The 21994-nt window shown below is 53.0% G+C and carries 18 protein-coding genes; 13 read left to right on the top strand and 5 right to left on the bottom strand.

The genetic code is table 11. The annotated features are described in order from the left end of the window. The first annotated feature begins 138 nt into the window (after nucleotides 1-138). Both ACFQ0N_RS10560 and ACFQ0N_RS10555 read left to right on the top strand, forming a co-directional pair. Nucleotides 139-1893, top strand: coding sequence for an ABC transporter ATP-binding protein (locus tag ACFQ0N_RS10560; RefSeq protein ID WP_379325652.1), 1755 nt, complete (start codon nucleotides 139-141; stop codon nucleotides 1891-1893). Continuing rightward, the gene (locus ACFQ0N_RS10555; protein ID WP_379325650.1) at nucleotides 1877-3646 is read left to right on the top strand and encodes an ABC transporter ATP-binding protein; all 1770 of its coding nucleotides are present in this window, start codon (nucleotides 1877-1879) and stop codon (nucleotides 3644-3646) included. The genes ACFQ0N_RS10560 and ACFQ0N_RS10555 overlap by 17 nt, the downstream gene beginning before the upstream one ends. Here the strand turns inward: ACFQ0N_RS10555 and ACFQ0N_RS10550 are convergent. Beyond that, on the bottom strand, nucleotides 3643-4509 hold the full coding sequence (locus ACFQ0N_RS10550; RefSeq protein ID WP_379325647.1) for a helix-turn-helix domain-containing protein: 867 nt from the start codon (nucleotides 4507-4509) through the stop codon (nucleotides 3643-3645). The two genes, ACFQ0N_RS10555 and ACFQ0N_RS10550, sit on opposite strands and share 4 nt — an antisense overlap. A gap of 139 nt (nucleotides 4510-4648) precedes the next feature. On the opposite strand from ACFQ0N_RS10550, the gene ACFQ0N_RS10545 reads away from it, so the two are divergent. The 11 genes from ACFQ0N_RS10545 (at nucleotide 4649) to ACFQ0N_RS10495 (ending at nucleotide 16605) form a co-directional block, all read left to right on the top strand. Further along, the gene (locus ACFQ0N_RS10545; protein WP_379325645.1) at nucleotides 4649-5083 is read left to right on the top strand and encodes an RbsD/FucU family protein; all 435 of its coding nucleotides are present in this window, start codon (nucleotides 4649-4651) and stop codon (nucleotides 5081-5083) included. Between the two features lie 6 nt (nucleotides 5084-5089). Continuing rightward, a complete protein-coding gene (locus ACFQ0N_RS10540) occupies nucleotides 5090-5920 on the top strand; it encodes an amidohydrolase family protein (RefSeq protein WP_379325643.1) in 831 nt (276 codons plus the stop codon). A gap of 37 nt (nucleotides 5921-5957) precedes the next feature. Beyond that, entirely contained in the window at nucleotides 5958-7451 is a 1494-nt protein-coding gene (locus tag ACFQ0N_RS10535; protein ID WP_379325641.1) for a tagaturonate reductase, read from the top strand. Then, nucleotides 7448-8944 carry a UxaA family hydrolase gene (locus tag ACFQ0N_RS10530; protein WP_379325639.1) on the top strand — a complete coding sequence of 499 codons (1497 nt, stop codon included), beginning with the start codon at nucleotides 7448-7450 and terminating at the stop codon, nucleotides 8942-8944. Before ACFQ0N_RS10535 ends, ACFQ0N_RS10530 begins: the two co-directional genes overlap by 4 nt. A gap of 24 nt (nucleotides 8945-8968) precedes the next feature. Next, nucleotides 8969-10003 carry a zinc-binding alcohol dehydrogenase family protein gene (locus ACFQ0N_RS10525; protein ID WP_379325637.1) on the top strand — a complete coding sequence of 345 codons (1035 nt, stop codon included), beginning with the start codon at nucleotides 8969-8971 and terminating at the stop codon, nucleotides 10001-10003. Nucleotides 10004-10318: 315 nt separating this feature from the next. After that, nucleotides 10319-10678 carry a sensor histidine kinase gene (locus ACFQ0N_RS10520; RefSeq protein WP_379326021.1) on the top strand — a complete coding sequence of 120 codons (360 nt, stop codon included), beginning with the start codon at nucleotides 10319-10321 and terminating at the stop codon, nucleotides 10676-10678. Nucleotides 10679-10923: 245 nt separating this feature from the next. Then, on the top strand, nucleotides 10924-12336 hold the full coding sequence (locus ACFQ0N_RS10515) for a stalk domain-containing protein (RefSeq protein WP_379325635.1): 1413 nt from the start codon (nucleotides 10924-10926) through the stop codon (nucleotides 12334-12336). Nucleotides 12337-12400: 64 nt separating this feature from the next. Then, nucleotides 12401-13258: a phosphate ABC transporter substrate-binding protein gene (locus ACFQ0N_RS10510; RefSeq protein ID WP_379325632.1), complete on the top strand. Its 858-nt coding sequence runs from the start codon at nucleotides 12401-12403 to the stop codon at nucleotides 13256-13258. Nucleotides 13259-13374: 116 nt separating this feature from the next. Next, nucleotides 13375-14334, top strand: coding sequence for a phosphate ABC transporter permease subunit PstC (gene pstC, locus ACFQ0N_RS10505; RefSeq protein ID WP_379325630.1), 960 nt, complete (start codon nucleotides 13375-13377; stop codon nucleotides 14332-14334). Further along, a complete protein-coding gene (gene pstA, locus ACFQ0N_RS10500) occupies nucleotides 14331-15230 on the top strand; it encodes a phosphate ABC transporter permease PstA (protein ID WP_379325628.1) in 900 nt (299 codons plus the stop codon). The genes pstC and pstA overlap by 4 nt, the downstream gene beginning before the upstream one ends. Nucleotides 15231-15357: 127 nt before the next feature. Beyond that, nucleotides 15358-16605, top strand: a complete 1248-nt coding sequence (locus ACFQ0N_RS10495; protein ID WP_379325626.1) for a methyl-accepting chemotaxis protein — start codon at nucleotides 15358-15360, stop codon at nucleotides 16603-16605. Nucleotides 16606-17821: 1216 nt separating this feature from the next. On the opposite strand, the gene ACFQ0N_RS10490 is transcribed toward ACFQ0N_RS10495, so the two are convergent. From ACFQ0N_RS10490 to ACFQ0N_RS10475, 4 genes are all read right to left on the bottom strand, one after another. Further along, the gene (locus ACFQ0N_RS10490; protein WP_379325624.1) at nucleotides 17822-19108 is read right to left on the bottom strand and encodes a hypothetical protein; all 1287 of its coding nucleotides are present in this window, start codon (nucleotides 19106-19108) and stop codon (nucleotides 17822-17824) included. Nucleotides 19109-19276: 168 nt separating this feature from the next. After that, nucleotides 19277-20296 (bottom strand): helix-turn-helix domain-containing protein, encoded by a 1020-nt coding sequence (locus ACFQ0N_RS10485; protein ID WP_379325622.1) that lies wholly within the window; start codon nucleotides 20294-20296, stop codon nucleotides 19277-19279. Between the two features lie 94 nt (nucleotides 20297-20390). Then, nucleotides 20391-21470, bottom strand: a complete 1080-nt coding sequence (locus tag ACFQ0N_RS10480; RefSeq protein WP_379325620.1) for a DUF4179 domain-containing protein — start codon at nucleotides 21468-21470, stop codon at nucleotides 20391-20393. Further along, entirely contained in the window at nucleotides 21460-21933 is a 474-nt protein-coding gene (locus ACFQ0N_RS10475) for a sigma-70 family RNA polymerase sigma factor (protein WP_379326019.1), read from the bottom strand. The genes ACFQ0N_RS10480 and ACFQ0N_RS10475 overlap by 11 nt, the downstream gene beginning before the upstream one ends. Between the last annotated feature and the right edge of the window lie 61 nt (nucleotides 21934-21994).

Below are 21994 nucleotides of genomic sequence, written 5' to 3'. Positions count from 1 at the left end.
ATCATTTTTTCCCGCTAAAGGGGTTGTATGCGCCGGCAAATCAAGCTAAGCTGATAAGGTAGAGGTTGAAACGTTTACATTGAAGGGAGGACGGATGGATTAAGGAGAATGAAATGTTAAAAATAGGAAGTGATCGGATTGCAATCACAGCGTCTGCTTTACAATTATGTGAGAAAAAATCAGTTTTGGTACTTAGGTGCTGTTCTATTGACGATGACGGCCAATGTTATTCAGTCTTATTTTCCGCAGGTGATTGGCCGCTTTACGGATGAGCTGCAGCGGGAGCAGCTGACGAGGCAGGCAATTATCGATTACAGTGTGTGGCTGCTGGGCATTGGGCTAGGGTTTGGCCTGCTGGCCGGGGTCGGGCAGTATATGATTATGCGTCTCGGCAGACGCTTCGAGTACTACACACGCAACAGATTGTTCGTCCATTTTACGACGTTGGATGAGCAATATTACTCCAAGCATGGAGTCGGCAAGCTGCTCAGCTTCGTGATGAATGATGTCAAGGCTGTACGGGAATCGATCTCGATGGGGATCAATCAGACCGTAAATGCCGGCATGCTCATTTTCTCTTCGCTTATTATGATGTTAGTCAGTAATATTCCACTCTATTTGATCGCCATCTGTATGGCTCCACTATTGATTATTCCCTTTGTAGTGACCCGCGTCGGCCCCATTATCCGCCAGCGCTCGCGCGTGGTGCAGGAATCGCTCGGAAAAATGACGGAATCGGCGGAGGAACAATTCGGCGGTATCCGGGTGACCAAGAAATTTGCGGTTGAACCGATTATGCGCCGGCGGTTTGGCGAGACGGTTGACCGGATACGCGACGATCAATTGCTGCTGGTCAAAATATCTTCCTTTTTTCAAGCGATGATTCCTTTTCTTGGCGCCATTTCGATTATCGTGACCTTGTTATTTGGCGGCTATTTGACGATCCGCGCTCAGCTGTCGCTCGGGCAATTTGTCGCTTTGACGCTGTACATCAGGATGATGGTCGGGCCGCTGCAGCAAATCGGCAATGTGATCAATACGATGCAGCGCTCCCGCGCTTCCCTGGAGCGAATCAACAAGCTGCTGGGCCGGCAAGGCGACATTCAGGAGGCTGCAAATGCAAGGTCGGTCAATTTGCATCAGCGCGGCCTGCATATTCGCGATCTGTCCTTCGCTTATCCCGGTGCGGCTGATGAGGCTTTGCATCATATCGACCTGCATATTGAGCCGGGACAGACGGTTGGCATTGTCGGGAAAACCGGCAGCGGCAAAACGACGCTCGTCAAGCTGCTGCTTCGCATTTACGATCCGCCGGCAGGTGCCATCAAGTTCGGCGATGCCGACATTCGCGATCTGTCGCTGGAAAGCTTGCGCAGCCAGGTGGCGTATGTGCCGCAGGACGGCTTTTTGTTCAGTACGACAATCCGCGACAATATTGCCTTTTACCGCCGGGATTCCGAGCTGAAGAAGGTGGAGGACGCCGCGCGGCAGGCGCAAATTTACGGGAGCATCGTCAGCTTTCCCGATCAATTCGAGACGAAGCTGGGAGAGCGGGGCATTACGCTGTCCGGCGGGCAGCGCCAGCGGACATCGCTCGCGCGCGGTCTTATTAAGGATGCGCCTGTGCTTATCCTCGACGATAGTGTAAGCGCGGTCGATGCGGTGACGGAAACCGATATTATCCGCACCATCCGCCAGAAGCGCCGCGGCAAGACAACGCTGATCATCGCGCATCGGATCAGTGCGCTGAAGCATGCGGATCTCATTATTGTGCTCGATAAAGGGGAGATTGTGCAGCGCGGGACGCATGAGGAGCTGCTCGCCTGCGACGGAATTTACCACACGCTTCATTCCATACAGGAGGAGGGGAGCGCATATGCCGAAGAAGCATAATGAGCAGCAGCAGTTCGGCACCTTGCTGCGCTATGCGCGGCCGCACCGCCGTACCTTTTTGCTGGTAGTCTGCTGTGCTGTTATCGCGATCGCCGCTGATCTGCTGCAGCCTTATTTGATGAAAATCGCCATCGATGACAATTTGATGGCCGGAAAAAACGACTTTGGCACTATTCTGCTCATCTGCGGCGCGTTCCTGCTGCTTTCGGTTAGCGGTTTGCTGTTCAGCTATTGGCAAAACAATTTGCTGCAGTATGCCGGGCAAAGCATCGTGGCCCGCCTGCGCAAGGAGCTGTTTGAACATATTTCCAAGCTGTCGATGTCTTATTTTGACCGGGTGCCGAGCGGCAGTCTCATTACGAATGTTTCAAGCGATACAGAGACTGTCAGCCAGTTTTTTACCCAGGTGCTGCTTAGCGTCGTTCGTGACGGCCTCACGCTGCTTTTCATTATTGCGCTGATGTTCCATCTGGATGCCGAGCTTGCGGGCTACTGCATGATCCTGCTGCCGGTTATCGCGATCATTGCGGTCAGCTTTCGAACTTATATGCGCAAAACGTATCAAATGTCGCGGACGCAGCTGTCCCGGCTTGTCGCTTTTGTCGCAGAAAATCTGGCGGGCATGAATCTGATTCAGGTGTTTCACCAGGAGAAGGAGCAGCAGCGGCAGTTTGCCGACCGCAACGATTCTTATTTTCGGGCCAATTTGCGCGAAATCCGCACGAATGTGCTGTTCAACCGCTCGTTTGATCTGCTGGGCAATTTGTCGATCGCCTTTGTGACCTGGATCGGCGGAATGGCGGTCTTCGACACGACGATGGAGTTTGGCGTGCTGTATGCTTTTATTACGTATATCCGCTTGTTTTTCCAGCCAATCAATGCCATTACGCAGCAGTGGAACACGCTGCAGGCTACCAACGTTTCCGTCCAGCGCATTTGGGCGATCTTCGCCTTGAAGCCGGAGGTGCGCGACCCGGAGGAGCCTGTCGTCCTGGCGGCCGATCAGGTGCACGGGCAAATCGATTTTCGCGATGTCACCTTCGGCTATGATCCGCAGCAGCCGATTCTGACCGGCCTGAATGTGCATATCCGTCCAGGGGAGATGGTCGGCATTGTCGGCACGACCGGCGCGGGCAAAAGCACGCTGATCAGCCTGCTCTGCCGCTTTTATGATGTGCAGCAGGGAGCGGTCATGATCGACGGCGTCGATATCCGCGAGCTTGCGCAGGCAGAGTTGCAGCGTCTGGTTGGACTGGTGCAGCAGGAGCCGTACTTGTATTCCGGCAGCATCCTTGACAATGTCAGGCTGTTCGATCCGGCGATTTCGCGCGAGGAGGTGGAACGCGCCTGCGCCTTCGTCGGGGCCGATGCGCTCATCCGGAACTTGAAGGACGGCTACGATACCCGTTTGTCGGAGCGGGGCAGCGGCCTGTCGGCCGGCGAGCGCCAGCTGATTTCCTTTGCGCGGATCATCGTGTTCCAGCCGCAAATTCTTATATTGGACGAAGCGACTGCCAACCTGGATTCACAGACGGAGCAGCTGATTCAGAGCGCGCTGCATATCGTCTCCAAGGGGCGGACGACGCTGGTCATCGCCCACCGGCTTTCGACGATTATGCAGGCCGACCGCATTTTGGTCATGCGGCAGGGGGCGGTTGTCGAGGAGGGCTCGCATCCGCAATTGCTTGGCATGCACGGCTATTACGAGCAGCTTTATTTGCATTCGCAAGGGGCGATGAATGCCGGCGCTTAACGGCTGAAGCTCTTTTTGAAGGCGGCCGGCGTCGTGCCGGCAATTTTTTTGAACATGCGGTGAAAATGCGGCAAGCTTTCGAAGCCGCACCGCTCAGCGATCTGACTGATATAATCGTCGGATTCCAGCAGCAATTCCTTGGCGCGTATAATGCGCTTCGTCGTCACATATTCGGTCACCGTCATTCCGGTCAATTGCTTGAAGACGCGGGAAAAATGAGCCGGCGTCACATTCGCCTGCTGCGCCAGCGCGGCAAGGCTCAGCTGCTCCTCCAGCCGCTTGTCGAGATTGGCGAGCATCGCCTTCATCCATTGCGGCCCGATTGTCCCGGCGGCGATGGCGGAGCTGCTGCCGGGCAGCATGGTGCGGGTCAGCCGCAGCAGCAGCTGCTGAACCTGCAGGAGTACGGCCAGCCGGTGGCCGGCTTGCGCGCGCTGCAGCTCCTCCTGCACGCTGTCAAGCGCCGCCTCGGCAAATTGCCGCTCTGCGGCGTCGGCTGGAAGCTTGTAATTTTTGCTGATCTTGGCCATCTCGAAGCAGCCCAGCAGCGTAACGGACTCGCCGAGATAAGTTTGCTGCATCACGGACGGGCTGAAAAAAAGGGCGGTGGAGGTTACCGGGTCGATCGCATCGGGAAAAGCGCGGTGAATCGTATTGCCGGGAATAAAAAACAGATTGCCGGCCTCCATGCTGTACAGCGTTTGATCGATAAAAAAGGTGCCTTTGCCGCGGTATACATACACAAGCTCATACCAGTCATGCAAATGGTCCGGAAGCTCGCTTTGCGAGCTTTTTGTATCTTTGTAGACGAAAGCGAGCGGGAAGGGGGAATCCGCCTCAAAATGTTTGCGTACAGGATTCAAGTGAATCGCTTCCTTTGATATTGAGTATTTGTTTCATTATATCAAAATAGAGTATAAAATTGCATGATTACGCTATTTTAAAGATTGATATTGTGTTGATACAATAGAAGCAATAGTAAATGAGAGGATGAGAATCACCATGTTAATTGGGATTTCAAAATATATATCGCCGGAGCTGTTGAAAATTTTGATGGAAATGGGGCATGGCGATGAAATTGTGCTCGCTGACGCTAATTTCCCGGCAGCGAGCACTGCGCGGCGGCTGGTCCGCTGCGACGGGCACCCGATTCCGGTGCTGCTGGAGGGGATTATGCAGTTGTTCCCGCTGGATCAATATGTAGCGCATCCGGCCGCTCTGATGGAGCGTGTTCCCGGCGATCAGGTCGAAACGCCGATCTGGGAGGAATATAGAGCGATTATAGCCAAGCATTCCGATGTCGCCGAGCCTTTCGAGTTCGAGGAGCGCTTTGCCTTCTATGAGCGGGCAAGCAAGGCTTATGCGGTTGTAGCGACAGGGGAGAGCACCCAGTATGCCAATATTATTTTGAAAAAAGGCGTTATCAAGGAGGGCTAGCCTGCGATGAGAATTGATGCACACCAGCATTACTGGAAGCTCGCCCGCGGCGATTACGGATGGCTGACGCCCGATTCCGGCGTATTGTATCGCGATTACTTGCCGGCGGATCTGCTCCCTCGTCTGCGGGAGCAGCAAATGGACGGCACGATCGTCGTGCAGGCGGCAGCAACGCACGAGGAAACGGCATATATGCTGGAACTGAGCGATGCGGAGGAATCGATTATCGGCGTAGTCGGCTGGCTGGATTTGCACGATCCGGACTATCGGGGGCATTACGAGCAATTCAGCAGCCACCCGAAGTTTGTCGGCTTTCGCGTCATGATTCAAGAGATGACGGACGCGCGCGAGGTGCTGCAGCCGCATGTGACTGAAGCGCTTACTTATTTTGCCGGGCTTGATGTGCCGGTCGATCTGCTGATGCGTTCAGATCAGCTTGACGTTGTTGTCCAACTGCTGGAGCAGGTCCCTGGGCTGCGGGCTGTGATCGATCATATTGCCAAGCCGCAAATTGCAGCAGGGACGCTGGAGCCGTGGATGACGCAAATGGCGAAAATCGCCAGTCATCCGAATGTTTATTGCAAGCTGTCCGGCATGGTGACAGAGGCGGATCATGACAGCTGGCAGGCGGCCGACTTTATTCCGTATGTCCGGCATGTCATTCACTTGTTCGGCGCGAAGCGGCTGCTGTTTGGCAGCGACTGGCCGGTATGTCTGCTGGCCGCGGAATACAGCGAGGTTGTGGCGCTGCTGGATCAGCTGCTCCCGGCTTCATGGACTGCGGAGGAGAAGGCGGCCGTTTATGGCTTGAATGCAAAAACCTTTTACAAATTATAGAGCCTCTTTAGGGCAAGGGAGAGGGAGGGGAATTGGCATGAAGGAGCTATTGAACCGCAATCAGCTGCCGGCGGCGCAGGCTGGAGCCGGGCCCGTTACAGTGCTGCAAATCGGCGAAGGCAATTTTTTGCGCGGATTTGTCGATTGGATGATTCATGAATGCCGGCGGCAGGGGCTGTATGAAGGCAGCATTGCGGTATCGCAGCCCCGTCCTTCAGGCAAAAAGAAGCTGGATGCGCTGCGCGCGCAGGATGGGCTGTACACGCTTGTTACCCGCGGTATGGAGCTGGGCAAGCAGGTAGAGCGCAGCGAAATTATTTCGGTCTTTTCGGAAATGATCGATCCGTACGAGCAGTGGCAGGCTTTTCTGCAAATCGCCGAACGTCCGGAATTGCAGGTGATCGTCTCCAATACGACAGAGGCTGGCCTAAGCTATCAGCCGGAGGAGCTGCGTGAGGGCGAGCCGGTCGCTTCATTCCCCGGAAAAATAACATTATTGCTGTACCGCCGCTATAAAACCTTCAATGGCGCTGCAGATGCCGGGCTGCTGCTGCTTCCCTGCGAGCTGTTGGAGCGTAACGGCGATGAACTGCAGCGCTGCGTGCTGCAATATTGTGCCGATTGGCAGCTGCCGGAAGCTTTTCGGGAGTGGGTCGTCCGCCATAACCGCTTTCTGAATTCGCTGGTTGACCGCATCGTAACAGGCTATCCCGATGATGAGGCCGAGGCGTGGTTCGAGGAATGGGGCTATCGCGATGCGCTGCTCAATACGGCCGAGCCGTATCACTTTTGGGCAATTGAAGGCGAGCCGGCGCTGGATGACATCTTGCCGTTCCGCAAGGCGGGGCTTAACGTGCAGTGGGTGGAGAAGCTGCAGCCCTACCAGCTCCGCAAGGTGCGGATTTTGAACGGCGCTCATACGCTAATGACGCCGCTCGGCATTTTGCTCGGCAAGGAGCAAGTGCGGGAAGTGATGGAGGATGAGCAGCTCGGCGCTTTTATCCGCGATACGGTCGAACAGGACATTATTCCGCAGCTCCCGCTTCCGGCCGAACAGCTGCGGGCGTATGCGGCCGACGTATTCGAGCGGTTCCGCAATCCGTATATCCGCCATCGCCTGTCCGATATTGCGATGAACAGCCTGAGCAAATTTACGGTGCGGCTGCTTCCGGCGATTGCAGCCTATCTCGATCAAGGAGCGCCGGTGCCTGAGCGGCTTGTTCGCGGCTTTGCCGGCTTGCTGCGCTACTATAAGGTTGAACAGGCTGCGGATGGCGGCTATTACGGGTCAGCGCTGCAGGGAGGCGCATCTTATCAGGTGAAGGACGATGCGGCCGCAATTGAGCGGCTGCGCTCGGCATGGCATGAGGCCTTTGCATGTTCTGGAGCCGCCGCGCCTGATTATAGAGTGGCTGCAGAGAAGCTGCTTGGCTGCTCCGAGGTGTGGGGCAGAGATTTGGCGGCTGAGGCCGGATTAGTCGCGGCTGTAGCGGATCAGCTGGCAGCGCTTGAGAAGGAGATGACAAGATGAATGAGTGGATCAGACTGCACGAACGCGATCATGTGATCATCGCTTTGCGCCCGTTTCGGAAGGGCGAGCTGCTGGAAGGTGCGGCTGCCGAGGCGATCGAGCTCCTCGAAGATGTGCCGAAAGGGCATAAAATCGCCGTTCGTCCTGTGCGTCAAGGCGAGGACATTTTGAAGTTCGGCTACTCCATCGGTAGAGCGAAGCAGGATTTGCCCTGCGGCAGTTGGGTGCATACCCACAATTTGCGGACCGGGCTGAAAGGCTTGCTCGATTATACGTATGAGCCGGTTGATCCTGTATTGCCGCCGGCGGGCCCGCTCGCTGGACGCACCTTTCAAGGCTATGTCCGCGCTAGTGGCGAAGTGGGCATCCGCAATGAAATCTGGATTATTAATACGGTCGGCTGCATTAATAAAACCTGCGATACACTGGCGAGGCGTGGCAGCATGATGTATGGCGGCAAGGTGGACGGGATTCACCATTTTGCCCATCCGTTCGGATGCTCGCAGTTGGGCGACGATTTGCAGTATACGCAGAAGCTGCTCGCTTCGCTGGTACAGCATCCGAACGCAGCCGGCGTGCTGATCGTCGGCCTTGGCTGCGAGAACAATCAGATTGAGCTGTTTAAAGAAGTGTTGGGCGACTACGATCCGCAGCGCGTTCTTTTTATGAAATCGCAGGCGGTTGAGGATGAGCTGGAGACCGGCCTGGAGCTGCTTGGCGAACTGGTCGAATATGCGCAGCAGTTCAAGCGGCAGCCGCTGCCGGTAAGCAGGCTGAAGCTGGGTCTCAAATGCGGCGGCTCGGACGGCTTTTCCGGCATTACGGCCAATCCGCTTGTCGGCTCGGTATCCGACCGGCTGATCGGCGCCAGCGGGACGGCTATCTTAACTGAAGTGCCGGAAATGTTCGGCGCGGAAACGATTCTGATGAATCGGGCGGCAGATGAAGCGGTGTTCGGCCAAATCGTCCATTTGATCAACGATTTTAAGCAATATTTTATCCGTCATGATCAGGAAATTTACGAAAATCCGTCTCCGGGCAACAAGGATGGCGGCATCAGCACCTTGGAGGAAAAGTCGCTTGGCTGTACGCAAAAGGGCGGACATGCTGCGGTTGTGGATGTCGTGCCTTATGGGATGCGTGTTCATAAGCAGGGGCTCAATCTGCTTGAAGCGCCGGGCAATGACCTTGTATCGGTCACGGCGTTAAGTGCGGCGGGCGCCCACATCGTCTTGTTTACGACCGGACGGGGGACGCCGTTCGGCGGGCCGGTGCCGACAGTGAAAATATCGACGAACAGCGAGCTGGCAGGACGAAAAAAGAACTGGATCGATTTCAATGCTGGCGAGCTGGTGGAAAGCAAACAGATGGAGCAGCTTACCGACGAGCTGTGGGAGCAGCTTATTGCGATTGCCTCAGGCGAGCATGAAACGAAAAATGAGCGCAACAACTTTCGAGAAATTGCCATTTTCAAGGATGGCGTCATTTTATAGCTGGCTGGAACAGGGGGGATAAGCATGAGAGGGATCGTCTGCCGGGAGATCGGCACATTCGAGCATGTGCTGCTTGACGAGCCGCCCGCTCCGACAGGAGAAGAGGCGCTGATCCGGGTCCGCCGGGTCGGCATTTGCGGTACGGATATTCATGCCTTCAAAGGCAATCAGCCCTTTTTCACTTATCCACGTATACTCGGCCATGAGCTGGCGGGGATCGTTGAAGCTGTCGGCGATGAGGCGGCTGGCCTTCAGGACCTTAAGATCAAGGCTGGGGACCAGGTTAGCGTTATTCCCTACATGGCCTGCGGACAATGCGTCGCTTGCCGGAAAGGCAAAACGAATTGCTGCACGCAAATGCAGGTGCTCGGCGTCCATATTGATGGCGGCATGCGCGAGCGCATGATCGTTCCGGCCAGCCATCTGATCTGCACGAACGGGATGACGCTCGATCAGATGGCATTGCTGGAGCCGTTCAGTATCGGCGCTCATGCGGTAAGGCGGGCAGAGATCGACAAGGGCGATCATGTGCTGGTCATCGGCGGCGGCCCGATCGGCCTCGGCGTGATGGCGCTGGCGAAGCGGCAGGGCGCACGGGTCATTGCGATGGAAGTGAAGGACAGCCGCCTTGCCTTTTGCCGCGAGTGGGCGGGGGTAGACGCGACGATCAACGCAGCGGCAGAGGACCCGCAGGCGCGGCTTGCAGAACTGACGGACGGCGAGATGCCTACAGTTGTGTTTGAGGCGACCGGCAATGCCGAGTCGATGTCGGAGTCGTTCCGCTGGGTGGCGCATGGCGGCAAGCTCGTATTCGTCGGCTTGGTCAAGGCGGATATTTCCTTTCACGATCCTGAGTTCCATAAGCGGGAAATGACTTTGCTGGCGAGCCGCAATGCGACGGTTGAGGATTTTGCCGCAGTAATCGCCGCTATGCAGGAAGGTGCACTTGATGCGGAGCGCTATATTACTCATCGCGTGCCAATGAATGCGCTGGCCGAGAGGTTTGAGCAGCTGTTGCAGCCGGATGCCGGTGTGATAAAGGCGATGGTGGAGTTGTAGGTAATTTGCCGGGATCGTCCCGTTATGGCGCTTGATTTTTTAACAAGTCATCCATAACGGGACGATTTTCGGTTCCAGAATCGCCCTAATGTAGAGCTAGACGGAAGCCACAGACGTTATTTCGCCAATAACCCCCGTTTTTGAAAATCTAACGGATCTGAGCGACCTTAATTGGGCGTTTTCTTGCGAAATCGTGCTCATCATCATCAAATAGCGGCGCACAGTTCCGTTACAATTTCAGATCGGTCGAATATTCGAAAATAGCGGCCGTGACTTCCGTTACCGCTCGTTTATGCATCAGGAGGCTACCAACTCCTGGGTTGGCTGCAGCCGCTTATCGAGAACATTTTGCAGCATGCCTTTAAAAAAGGAGCCGCCGCAGCTGGGGGAGAAGGCTTTATTTACCTTTCCAGCCGCTTAATTGACAAGGTGCTGTATATCCAAATTGAAGACAACGGATCGGGCATCTCTATAGAGCAGGTGAATCAACTGAACCAAACAATGGAATTTGATTTTTTGGAAATAGGGGAGCATATCGGGTTAACCAATGTTAATCAAAGACTTAAATTAGTGTTTGGCGAACAATACGGACTGGAAATCAGCAGTCGCCTTGATAAAGGAACTGCTGTGCGTTTAAAAATCCCCGAAATTCGCAGCGAGGATATGGCTGGATGACAAATAGGCCGGGAGCGTGAAGAACGCTTCCGGCCTATTTATATTCCAGCGGCTTCCAGCCGAATTAACAATATTTACATAATACCTTTATAGTCGGTTTACAAATCTGCTCTATAATCGGTTTTGTACATAACACGGGTCATCAATGGGAGGGAAGCAGTCCGGTACGGAGCGGACCGGGCGATAGATCAAAGATGTTTTGCATAATCTCTAAAAGAAAAATAGGAGAAAGGTGGCTTAATGCCATGTCCATGAAGAAAACGGTAATGCTTTCCGTACTTGCAGCAGCACTAAGCACATCCGCGGCTGTATCTGTGTCCAGCACCGTATCTGCCGCTGAAGCAAAGTCTGCCAACGTTCAGATCCAATCATTCACATTGTTTGTCAATGACGAGTCCAAAACGGTGCGCGTTATCAACTATAACGGTGCCAAACTTGTCTCAGTGCGCGATGTTGGCAGAGCGGCCGGCGCCATGTTTGGAGTGGAAGCGAACGGCAGCATTAACGTCTACTTTGAGGACCGTACCATCCAACTGACGGATTCATCCAACGTGGCAATTGTGGACGGCGAGGCGCTGCAGCTGCAGTCCCCAGTCGTCAATGTGAAAAATAGCTTCTTCATTGAACTCGACGGATTTCTGGAAGCGCTCGGTGTCGAACAAGAAATTGACAGCCAAGGCCAAGTATGGGTCGATGCGGGGAAGAGACTGCTGGATGTGGAAAATCCGCACTGGATAAAGGGCGGCTCGCTGATCGTCAGCACGCTTACAGATGAAGGGCGTATCGATTACAAACTGAATGCGGCTACCGGAGAATTTGCCGAATTGTTCCGCACAGAAGGCGCTTCCGATCTGGTTATCGCTCCGGGCGGCAGCAAAGCGGCCTACACGGATGAGAGCGGTTCGATCTATGTTCTCGATCTGGAGAGCAAATCTTCCACTCAAGTGTCTGCAGACAGCTCGATCAAGCCGGAACTGGTTTGGGCGGCGGATGAATCCGCAATCTATTTCCTGCAAGGCGATAAAGGGAGTGTAATTGCCAAGCTTGATCTGGGAGAGCGGAAAATCTCGAAGGTGCTGGAAGACAAAGTGGACTACAAAGCAGATCTGGCCGTATCGGCGGACGGCAAGCAATTCTACTATACCGTAATCAAACCGGGTGCCGTAACGGCCGACAGCAACCAGCCGGTGGACATGGATGATGTAACAATCGACATGTCGGGGACGGAGCCGCAGGTGTATACCTACAATTCATCCGAAAAGGATGCCAAGCCGGTCAAACTGACTTCAACTTCGGATGACAAAGTTTTCGTAGGCGCAGCTGCCGATGGCAGCAAGGCATTCTTTATCAATATTGAAGATAATAAGCCTTCTTCCCTCGTTTCTGTCGCGAAAGACCAATCGGCCAAAACGATCATTGGCGACAAGGACGTGGCTCAAGCCGTCATGGCTGGCGACAAACTGTTCGTGCTGGCGGAAGAAGGGGCCGGGCAGGCAATTTATGAAGTGGATGCGGCAGCGGGCTCGGTCAAAAAGCTGTACAGCGTCTCCGCCGATGTTACGGATGTAATTGCAACTTCGGCTGAACAGATCGCCATTGTACAGGATGGACAGGTGTTGGTCAACAACAACGGCAAATGGAAAAAACTGACGAAGTAAAGCAAGTTGAATCACTACATTGTATTTTTAAACTTATATAATCCGAGAGGAGATCATGATCAATATGAAATGGTTAAAAATGGCTACTATCGCTGTCCTGACCGCTACGGTTGCATTTGGCAGTATTTCCGGAGCGAGCGCCGCAAGCAAGCTGAGCGGCAAAATCACAATTAATGGTTCTTCTGCTTTGCTCCCGCTGACACTGCAAGCAGCCAAAGAGTTCAAGAAACAAAACCCGAAAGTGAAAATCTCCGCTTCTGCAGCAGGTTCCGTAACCGGCCCGCAATCCGTCCGTAAAGGGATCGCAGACATCGGCGCCTGCGACTGGGACGCTTCAACCGATGTACCAGGCTTCAAAGCATTCGACGGCCAGGTAGCAAATAAAGTAGCCGTCATTCCGTTCGCGGCTGTCGTCAACAAAAATGTTAAAGCCACTAATCTGACGACAAAGCAGCTGCAAGACATTTTCTCTGGCAAAGTTAAAAACTGGAAAGACGTTGGCGGCGAAGATGCGGACATCGTAGTAGTTAACCGGGCATTCGGATCGGGTACGCGCGTCAACTTCCAAATGAAAGCACTGAATGGCACTGATTTTATGAGCAAAGGCGATAATTACAAAGAAGTGAAGTCGAGCGGCGACATGAAAACAGCGATCGAAACGACTCCGAATGCGATCGGCTATATGGACCTTGTCTATGTGACGGACAAAATGCGTGCGGTTAGCATTGACGGCAATGCACCGACTGAAGACAATGTCATTAACGGCAAATATAAAGTATGGGCATACGGCTATTACATGACCAAAGGCAAGCCGCAAGGCGCAGTAAAAGCTTTTATCGAGTATGTCCAAAGCAAAGAGTTCCAGAACGGTTCCCTGAAAAAGCTTAAATTTATTCCGATCTCCGCTATGAAAAATAAGTAATTTGGAGCAGGAATGCGAGCATAGCCAGCCTCGGCGCACCCGGCGCGAAGCTGGCTTTTTTGCGGGAAACGGATACTGAAGTGTGTATTTTTATATTTTCTGGAGGGGGATTTGCCATGCTGGAGGCGCAAACGTCCGGCGGAGCGGCAGCGGCCGGAGAACTGGGGAGAAGCCTTGATTCCCGTTCCGGCAAAGCGTTGGACCGCAGGGCCAGACTATCCTTTTATAACCGGACTTTTCGGATTGTATGTGTGTCGAGTGCCGTTTTCGTCTGCCTCATCTTGTTCTCGATCTTGTTCTTTATGGGCAGAACCGGTCTCTTAACTTTCAATGAAGTCTCTTTGTCTGAATTTTTTCTATCCACAGAATGGGTACCGGAAAACGATCAGTACGGGGCGCTGGTTTTCATCTTTGGCACGTTTGTGCTGACGGCGCTCAAGATGCTCATCTCCGTGCCGATTTCTGTGCTGATCGCGGTCTTTCTCGCCGAAATGACGCCGTCCTGGCTGAAGACAATGCTGCGGCCGGTGCTTGATTTGCTCGTCGGCATTCCTTCAGTTGTATACGGCTTTTTGGGAATGACCATTCTGATCCCTCTGCTGCGGGATATAACCGGAACGAGCATGGGGGACGGGCTGCTCGCTGCCGCCATTGTCCTCACGATCATGGTACTGCCGACGATAAGCCGCATTAGCGACGATGCGATTACGGCCGTGCCGAAAAAATACCGTGACGCCTCCTATGCTCTCGGCGCAAGCCGGTTCCAAACCATTGTCAAGGTCGTGCTGCCGGCTGCGCGCAGCGGGATTCTATATGCGGGCATACTCGGCATGGCCCGGGCAATAGGCGAAACGATGGCTGTCGTCATGGTAATCGGCAATACACCCCAGCTTGCGGATGAGCTGTTCAAGCCGACTGCGGTTCTGACGAGCAATATCGTCATGCAAATTGCCAATGTGCCGTTTGATTCCACATGGAACTATGCGCTGTATATGATGGGCTTTTTGCTGCTGGTCATCTCGCTGTTGATGATCGTGCTGATTCGAATCCTGCAACGAAAAGGGGCGGCCTCATGAGTAACAAAGCCAACCAAACGGTCAATATGTTTGCAGCTAACCGCAGCTTGAACCGCCTGAATGACCGTCTGTTTACGGGAGTTGTCTGGGGGATTGGCATCTGTGCCATTCTGCTGATTTGCTATCTGTTGTTTATTATTTTGGAAAAAGGATTGCCCAAGCTGGATTTCGGCTTCTTGTACGGTCTGCCCAGCGAGATCGAGGAAGGAGGGGGGATTGGTCCGACGCTATTCAACTCTTTTTATATGCTGATCCTTTCTCTAATTATTTCGATTCCGCTTGGCATGGCAGCAGGGATCTACTTGGCCGAATTTGCTCCGGACAACAAGCTGATCGCTTTTATTCGAATTTGCGTTGAAGCTTTGGCTTCGGTGCCGTCGATTATTTTCGGTTTGTTCGGAATTGCCATATTCGTAGAGGCATTTGAAATCGGGCTTACGATTCTTGGCGGCGCAGTCAGCCTTGCCTTCCTCAATCTTCCTGTGCTTACACGCGTCACTGAAGAAGCGATCCGGGCGGTTCCGCAAGAGATGAAGCATGCTTCGTTTGCCCTAGGCGGCACTCATCTGCAAACGATCCGCCGGGTGTTGATCCCGGTGGCGTCCAGCAGCATTATTACCGGGATCTGTCTGGTAGCAGGCCGGGCGTTTGGGGAAAGTGCGGTCATTATTTTGACGGCCGGCGTCTCGACCTCAGGCGAAATGTGGGACTTCGATCTATTTTCTCCAGGAGCTACGCTTGCGGTTCACCTCTGGTACGTCCAATCGGAGGCGATCGTCCCGGATGCAACGGAAATTGCTGAGAAAGCGGCGGCTGTGCTCGTTTTTGTCGTCCTTTTGATCAATGTGTGTTTCCGTCTGCCGCTCTGGCTTAGTAGACGGAAAACAAAGCAGTAGCCTCGTTTCTTTGTCAATTTGCGTCATTTCTAACGTTCCGTTAACATTGCGTTATCTTTCCGATGATTCTAAAGACCTATAATTAAGTGTAGGAAATAGGCTTTTAGAAAGGGAAGGGGAACGACTCATGACCATGTCTGCGATATTGAATGAAAAGAAGGTACGGCCTGGCGGAGGAAAGGTTGTGGCTGCAGAACCGGCAGCGGAATCGGCAGAAGCTGCGGAGACAGCTGGAACAAAATTGCAGAGGACGGGGACGTCGCAGGCTGAACATGGAAACGAACCGCTGCTAATTCAACACTTCCTGCGAAAAGCGCTCATCGTGAGCCCTTCACAAACCTGCCGTGAAGTGATTGAGCAGTTTCTGGCAATGAAAGAAAGCGAAGGCGAGTGCGCCATTGTCTGCGAGGCAGGCAACATACCGGTCGGACTGGTCATGAAATCCCGGCTTTCGCTGCTGCAGACGCACCGCTTTGGCCGGGAACTCTACTATGAACGTTCCATCGCAAAACTGATGGACCGCGAGCCGCTCATCATCGAGCTGTCAGAGTCAGCGCATGAATTGATCGACAAAGCGATGGGCCGTGACGAGTCGACGCTTTATGATTGCGTCATCATAACCGAACATGGCCGGATAGCGGGCGTTCTGACGATGTCCGATCTGCTTCGGATGTCGCGGATGCTGCAGCAACAAAGCCTGCAGTCGCAAATAAGCACGATCAAAGGGACGGATGAGCTGATGCAGCAGATCGACAAGGCGGTTGTCAATGTTCACGAAGCGGCGCAATTCGGGGAACAGATGTCGTTAGGGATGGTCGATCTGACTCATAAAGGAAAAAACGAGCTGGAAAAAGTGACTGTAGCGTTCAAACGGCTGGCGGAAAAGACGATTCGCCAGGAGCAGCAAATCGCGGAACTGCAAAAAAGAGCGGATGCGATCAGCAGCGTATCGAAACTGATCCGGGAATTGGCCGAACAGAGCAATTTGCTGGCAGTGAATGCCTCGATCGAAGCCGCTCGCGCCGGCGAGCACGGAAGCGGCTTTTCCGTCGTGGCGGCCGAGATCCGGAAGCTGTCAGCACAAACGAAGCAGTCCGCGGAAGATATCAACGGCCTGCTGCGCTCGATTGCCGAAGCGGTGGAGCAGACGGTGCAGCTGGTAGCGGAAGGGCAGCAGGACGCGGCCGCGAGCGCAGCATCGGTGGACGAGGCTTCCGGCGTTTTCGGCGAGTTGTTTCACGCGGCTGGCGGAAATCGGGAAAGTGCTCAGCAGATCGGCCTGCTTGCCAAACAGGCTTTTCATCAATCGGAACAGGTCATGGAAGAAATGCAGCGGTTAATCGGGGAAATGCGTGCAGGAGGGAGAAGCGGCTAGCCGACGGGCAGCTGCTTTTTTTTGTAGTCAAAATACGCTATTCCAAAACGGGAGGAATGCCGCGTTGATCATACGAGCAGGGGCATTAAATCGGATAAGACGACCAATGGTGATTGGGTGGTGATCGCAGGCGTTGAGGTAAGCGAAAAAATCGGCTAATTTGTATGTAGCTTTGCTTTGCTTTGTGCTGCGTTGCTTGGATCACATAGTAGTGCCGGTCATAGGAGGGCGAGCGGGAACAAGCGATATCGGCCGATGTTCCTTTCTTACGAACCCTGCAATTGCTATTTGGGTAAAATGGGGCTTCTGAAATTTTTAACGAATCCAGGGACTAAGCTTGCCCCACAACGCTTCCAATTAAATGGAAATAAAATAATTGATCCAATAATGGAACAATAAGGTGATGAAAACGATTACCATCAGGTGTTTTGTTTCGAAAAAGCTGATTTCTATAGTGAAGAGGGTTCTTCTACACGTTCCTTAAAAGGAGTTTTTAAGGATTTTTATTCCACATTAAGTTTTTCGTTGGAAATACTCAATGAATATGGTTTGCCTAAAAGCGCCTAAATAGCAGGTTCTACTCCACAAATAGTCTGCTGGAATTTCATGGAACCGATGTGGGTCAAGCTTAGTTGTCAGGTTCGTTAGCTGCCTGGGCTGGCTCCCTTGATCTCATCGTTGCATTGGATTTCGGCGTTCACACAGGCGGCAGGGCTATAGAACGGTCTGCGGACTGGCCGTTCTGGCTGGATTATTTCTGGCGGTGGTCTATATGTACAAGTGAGCAAATTTGGGGGAGCGATTATGCTTAGTTGCGGATGAAGGTTTCGTAGCGAAGGGGGAGTTTATAATGGTAGAATAGAAAGTGAAATGTGCTGATCGACTGTAGGATGGTAGAATGGATGGTGCGAATGTGAAGTGAACATGATTTTCCCGGGAGATTCGCACCGAAAAATCGATCAAAAATTCCCTTTTCTCGTGTTTCAATTTGAGTTTAATGCGATCTTGTTCGCAAAAAAGAGGCAATCTGCCCGTTTTTGCTTCAAATTCGCTGTCGCATCCTATGCGGATGCGTGGATTGAAATCCTCTCCATCCCTTGTAGCAAAAAGGAGCTGGCAATCGTCGCAGTAATGAAATGATCAAAAAAGACGAAAGACGCACCAATCGGTCCATAAAGGGCCGGGAACGGTGCGTCTGTTTTTACTCTAATAATCTTTACCCAGACGTTATTCCGCCGGTTTCTTCAGCGGCGAATTGCTGCTGGGCTTTATCCACTTCGCTGAAGAAATGGTGCAGTTCTTTTTTCGCCGTTTCGCGAATGAAGGGCAGGTCTTCCCCCATTAAATCCGGTGTCCATTTGCGGCCGAGATTCGCATGAACGACTTCGTCAGCCCAGTCATAGTCTTGAAACTGCGCCATTAACGGATGTTTTGCCTCATCCCTGCACCATTCGAACTCTTTCTTTTTGCCCAGACTCACCATCGCGCCTTCCTCAATTCCGATACTAAGCCATGTGTACTGCGCGGGGGGGATTTTTTCGGCGTTTATGTCGTAGTCCGACGTATACTGGGGGCGTGACATCCACTCATGGCCATCAGCTTCCAGCGCAGCCTGACCGAACATGGCATGGCGCGCTTCATCCCAAATGTGACGGGCAAGGTCGCGATAAAACGACCAAGGCATGTTTTTCTGGCTGTAAAGCACACCGGCGATCAGATCGCAGGCTGTCATCTCCTCTTGGCGCACGCGCATCGTCATTACCAGCCTGCGCTGCACCGGATCTTCGGGCGGGTTGGCAATGCTTGTGCGCGCCCAGGTTGTCGGTCCCATCTTACGCGGGTCCCGGCTGGAGCGAAGCGGCAAGCTGTAGGCGGTATGCGAACGATTGCGCTGGGGCAGGTCGCTCGCGCGGGGCAGTTCTCCGGCAACGCCGCCGGCGGCATGCAAATAGGAAGCGATTGCTGCTGTAAACTCATGCTCGTGTCCCTGCTCATCCTCTGTTGCTGCCGCCCTTAATTCAGTGAGCAGCCTTTTTCCCCAGGCGACCTGTTCCTCCAAATCCAGTATTATCGTACGCAAAATGCGAATGGTAGGCTGATCGACAATCTGCTGAGTCTTGGCTGCATGCAGCCGGTACGTGTCAAGCAGCGCAGGCTTGATTACTTCATAGACGGCAGCCGCCCATTCCAGATCCGTCCGGGCGTGCACCAGTTCATCGAACATGAGCGATAGCCGCGGGTCCGGCTCCTTCGACAGGATGGCCGAGGAGGTCCGCAGCTCAGGAATGCGCGAGCGGAATGACTCTACGGCTTCAGCATCCTCATACATATGCCGGCACATGGCCAGCCGCAAATCCCAATTTTCCCGTCGCGGCAGCTGACCGGCTGCAGCGCGCAGCAACCCGTCGTGGATATAGCGGTACCGCTGCAGCGCAGCGCTGTTTTCGCTGATGCTGTATTTACCCAGCTCATACGGCCTGGCAATTCCGGTAAATTTGATCATTTTCCAGCCTCCCCCAAAAAGGTCCGATTAATCGTTGCTGACTTTATTATGGCAAAAGGAGAAGGCGCGGGAAATGGAATAAGCCGTGCATCTATTGTACAAATTTGATCTCGCGGCCCGAATCGGCCTTATCGGCCTTGTCCGATACTGCGTGACTGGACCGCCGCATTAGACCTCGCCGGCATTGCCCGCGGGTTCCGCATTTGCTGTATTTGCACCGAAAAAGTAACGGTTCAGCGGATAAGAGGTCATCATGTCAGCCGGCGGCGCAAGATGCAAATTGTACAGCCGCAAGTCCATATGACGCTCGCGAAATTTGGCCGGGCTCATGCCGGTGATTTTGACAAATGCACGGCTGAAATATTGCTCGCTCTGAAAGCCTGCGAGGTAGGCGATTTCTTTGACGGATGACGTTTGGTAACGAAGCAAATCGCAGGCGCGCTCTATTCGTCGCTGCAGCATGTAGCGTTTCGGCGAAAGTCCTTTGAGCCGGACAAAAGTGCGCGTAAAATATTCATGCGTCCAGCCGGCGAGCTCGGCCAGCTCCTTGACGGTCAATTGCTGCGGGAGATGTTCTTCTATATATTGCAAGGAGTGGGCGATTTGTATAGGGATGTCTTGCCTGGCCATTGGGGCAGGGAGAGCTGATTTCCCCGCTGGAGATACAGCGTTTGTTGCAGATATCTTCTGGCTCGTACCCCCTGCCGACGCCCCGTTTAGTTCCAGTAATAGAGAGAACAATATTGCAGCAGCCCGCTCCGGCCAGCCGGGCGGCATTTCGCCGGCCAAACCGATTAAATGGCGGATCATCGGATCGATTTGCGGAGCTGCGGTTAATAGGGTAACGGGTGCAATAGGTTTGCAGGCTGCACTGGCCTCCTCCGGCCATGTAAAGTGCGCAAACAGGTGGCGGACCGGCTTGCCCGCGGCAAAACGGTAAGTATGCTCCGTATCCCGAGGTGTGAAGATAAAACAGGCATCGGCCAGCTCATAAGGAGTGTCTTCTGCGATATAAATCGTAGCGGACCCGGCCGGAAAATAAACGATTTCGTAATCGTCATTTGTTCGCGGCCCCAATTCCCAGCCGCCGCGGATCGTAAAATCGCCGCACATGACGAGCTGCGGTAAATGGCCTCTTATATTTTCGAACCAGCCTCTTCTATTCCGCTCATCTATGAACTCATTCATGTTCATCACCTCACAAAATCGCACAGCAAATGATGACGTCTCTTAATTGCGATTATATCATTTGCCAGCATAACGGCAATGTCGGGATTACTACTTACGGAACAGGAATCGTGAACTCCAGTTCAGGGATATATTTTTTATCAGGAGCGTAAATATATGGCTTAACCGTAATCGATTTAGGTTTGCTGCGAAAAGCCTCATATGTGCTCGCAACGGTATGTTCCTCTTCATGGCGCATGCTGCTGAGCGGTTTTGGAAAATTGTCTTGATCGTCCACGATATCAAAATAAGGGGACATGTCTAATGGGAGACTTTTGTCCATGAGCTTCACCGTAATCCGGGTTGTGATGGGTGTCATTTCAATTGTCGTTAATTTCAGTCCAATTCCGTTATGCGTTTTCGTCTCATTTGCCGTCAGCACGTCGTTCCCAGCCATTTTTGTTACCGGCACTTTTAACTCAAACGGCTGCTTGTAGCCTCGCAAGCCCATTTTTACCGACAAATCGAATTGATCGGGGATCTCTCCCGATAAATTTTCAATTTGTACAAGTACAGATTCAGACGGCTCAGTAATCAGGTCTGTTCCTAATGACAGGCTGCCGTAACGGCCAGAGGGCAGTGCTACCGCAATATTGTTAAAGGTACCTTTGCCGGCTGTGTCATTCATAATGGAACGCAGGTGATAGAGTGCCTCCTTTGTTCCTTCCGGAGCTGTACGGGTAAGTTCCAGGGCGATTCGGATCCCGTCATAAGATACTTTTGTAGCTGTAATGGTATAACCGTCATGGGAAGCGCTCTGATTGACTGTTGTTGCCAAGCCCTGCTCTTCAGCCTTTTGCAGCCCGAAATCGCCGGCCAGCTTGAAGATGTTGCCGATAATCGGCATTTTCTGAAGGGATTCGGCCATCGTTGGGGAAATCAGGGCGGAACTGGCAGCTGCTACTCCGAGAATGACTGCGGCTGCGGCGGTTATACCCGCTTTCTGCAGCGGCTTTAATTTTTTTGTGCCTTTGCTGTTATTGGCGGCTGCTATTTCCGGCGTTGCCGCTGCTTGATGCTCTCGACGGATCAGATCATAGGTTTCATCGAACCGGGAACGCATGATTGGTGTTATTTGGTCCGGAAGCAGCTTCCCGCACTCGCGCAAATGATTGTCCAAATCGTTATGTGCCACAACGCATCGTCCTTTCGGGGGTGTTTTTTAACCAGGAAAATAATTGTTTTCTGCCCCTGTGCAGCCGGGTTTTTACGGCCCCGTTTGAAATGCCGAGTACATCGGCAATCTGAACAAGGGGAAGATCATGGAAATAGTGAAGAATAATAACGATCCGCAAGCTTTCCTCCAAATGATCAACCAGCTCCCGCAAATCGATATTTTCATACTCTACTAATCCCGACGGGCTGCTTTGCAGTTCCGCACCGGCAAAAGAGGGCGTTCGCTTGTTCAATAGTTTGTTGCACTCATTGATCAGAATCCGGAATATCCATGTTTTAAAAAAAGCAGGCTCTCTTAATGTGTGTAGCGATTGGTAGGCTTTCAAAATCGCTTCCTGGACGGCGTCGGCACAATCTGCATCATGCCTCAGCATGGACCAGGCCATCCGGTACAAGTGCAGCTCGAACTCTTTCATTAACATAATGAAGGCTTCACTGTCACCGGCTTGGGCCTTAAGCACACACGCTTCTGTCGAATCCAAT

It is taken from the genome of Paenibacillus sp. GCM10027626 (assembly GCF_042676285.1).
In the GTDB taxonomy this organism is placed as follows: Bacteria; Bacillota; Bacilli; order Paenibacillales; family Paenibacillaceae; genus Paenibacillus_Z.
Note: the sequence above shows the minus strand (reverse complement) of the source record. Positions and strands in the feature narration are given on the sequence as shown.

Coding starts and splice junctions, on each gene's coding strand:
- ACFQ0N_RS10490 (WP_379325624.1), bottom strand. CDS start 19,108: ATGATCAAATTTACCGGAATTGCCAGGCCGTATGAGCTGGGTAAATAC.
- ACFQ0N_RS10510 (WP_379325632.1), top strand. CDS start 12,401: ATGAAATGGTTAAAAATGGCTACTATCGCTGTCCTGACCGCTACGGTT.
- ACFQ0N_RS10475 (WP_379326019.1), bottom strand. CDS start 21,933: ATGTTAATGAAAGAGTTCGAGCTGCACTTGTACCGGATGGCCTGGTCC.
- ACFQ0N_RS10530 (WP_379325639.1), top strand. CDS start 7,448: ATGAATGAGTGGATCAGACTGCACGAACGCGATCATGTGATCATCGCT.
- ACFQ0N_RS10545 (WP_379325645.1), top strand. CDS start 4,649: ATGTTAATTGGGATTTCAAAATATATATCGCCGGAGCTGTTGAAAATT.
- ACFQ0N_RS10555 (WP_379325650.1), top strand. CDS start 1,877: ATGCCGAAGAAGCATAATGAGCAGCAGCAGTTCGGCACCTTGCTGCGC.
- ACFQ0N_RS10485 (WP_379325622.1), bottom strand. CDS start 20,296: ATGAATGAGTTCATAGATGAGCGGAATAGAAGAGGCTGGTTCGAAAAT.
- ACFQ0N_RS10515 (WP_379325635.1), top strand. CDS start 10,924: ATGTCCATGAAGAAAACGGTAATGCTTTCCGTACTTGCAGCAGCACTA.
- ACFQ0N_RS10525 (WP_379325637.1), top strand. CDS start 8,969: ATGAGAGGGATCGTCTGCCGGGAGATCGGCACATTCGAGCATGTGCTG.
- pstA (WP_379325628.1), top strand. CDS start 14,331: ATGAGTAACAAAGCCAACCAAACGGTCAATATGTTTGCAGCTAACCGC.
- ACFQ0N_RS10535 (WP_379325641.1), top strand. CDS start 5,958: ATGAAGGAGCTATTGAACCGCAATCAGCTGCCGGCGGCGCAGGCTGGA.
- pstC (WP_379325630.1), top strand. CDS start 13,375: ATGCTGGAGGCGCAAACGTCCGGCGGAGCGGCAGCGGCCGGAGAACTG.
- ACFQ0N_RS10540 (WP_379325643.1), top strand. CDS start 5,090: ATGAGAATTGATGCACACCAGCATTACTGGAAGCTCGCCCGCGGCGAT.
- ACFQ0N_RS10495 (WP_379325626.1), top strand. CDS start 15,358: ATGACCATGTCTGCGATATTGAATGAAAAGAAGGTACGGCCTGGCGGA.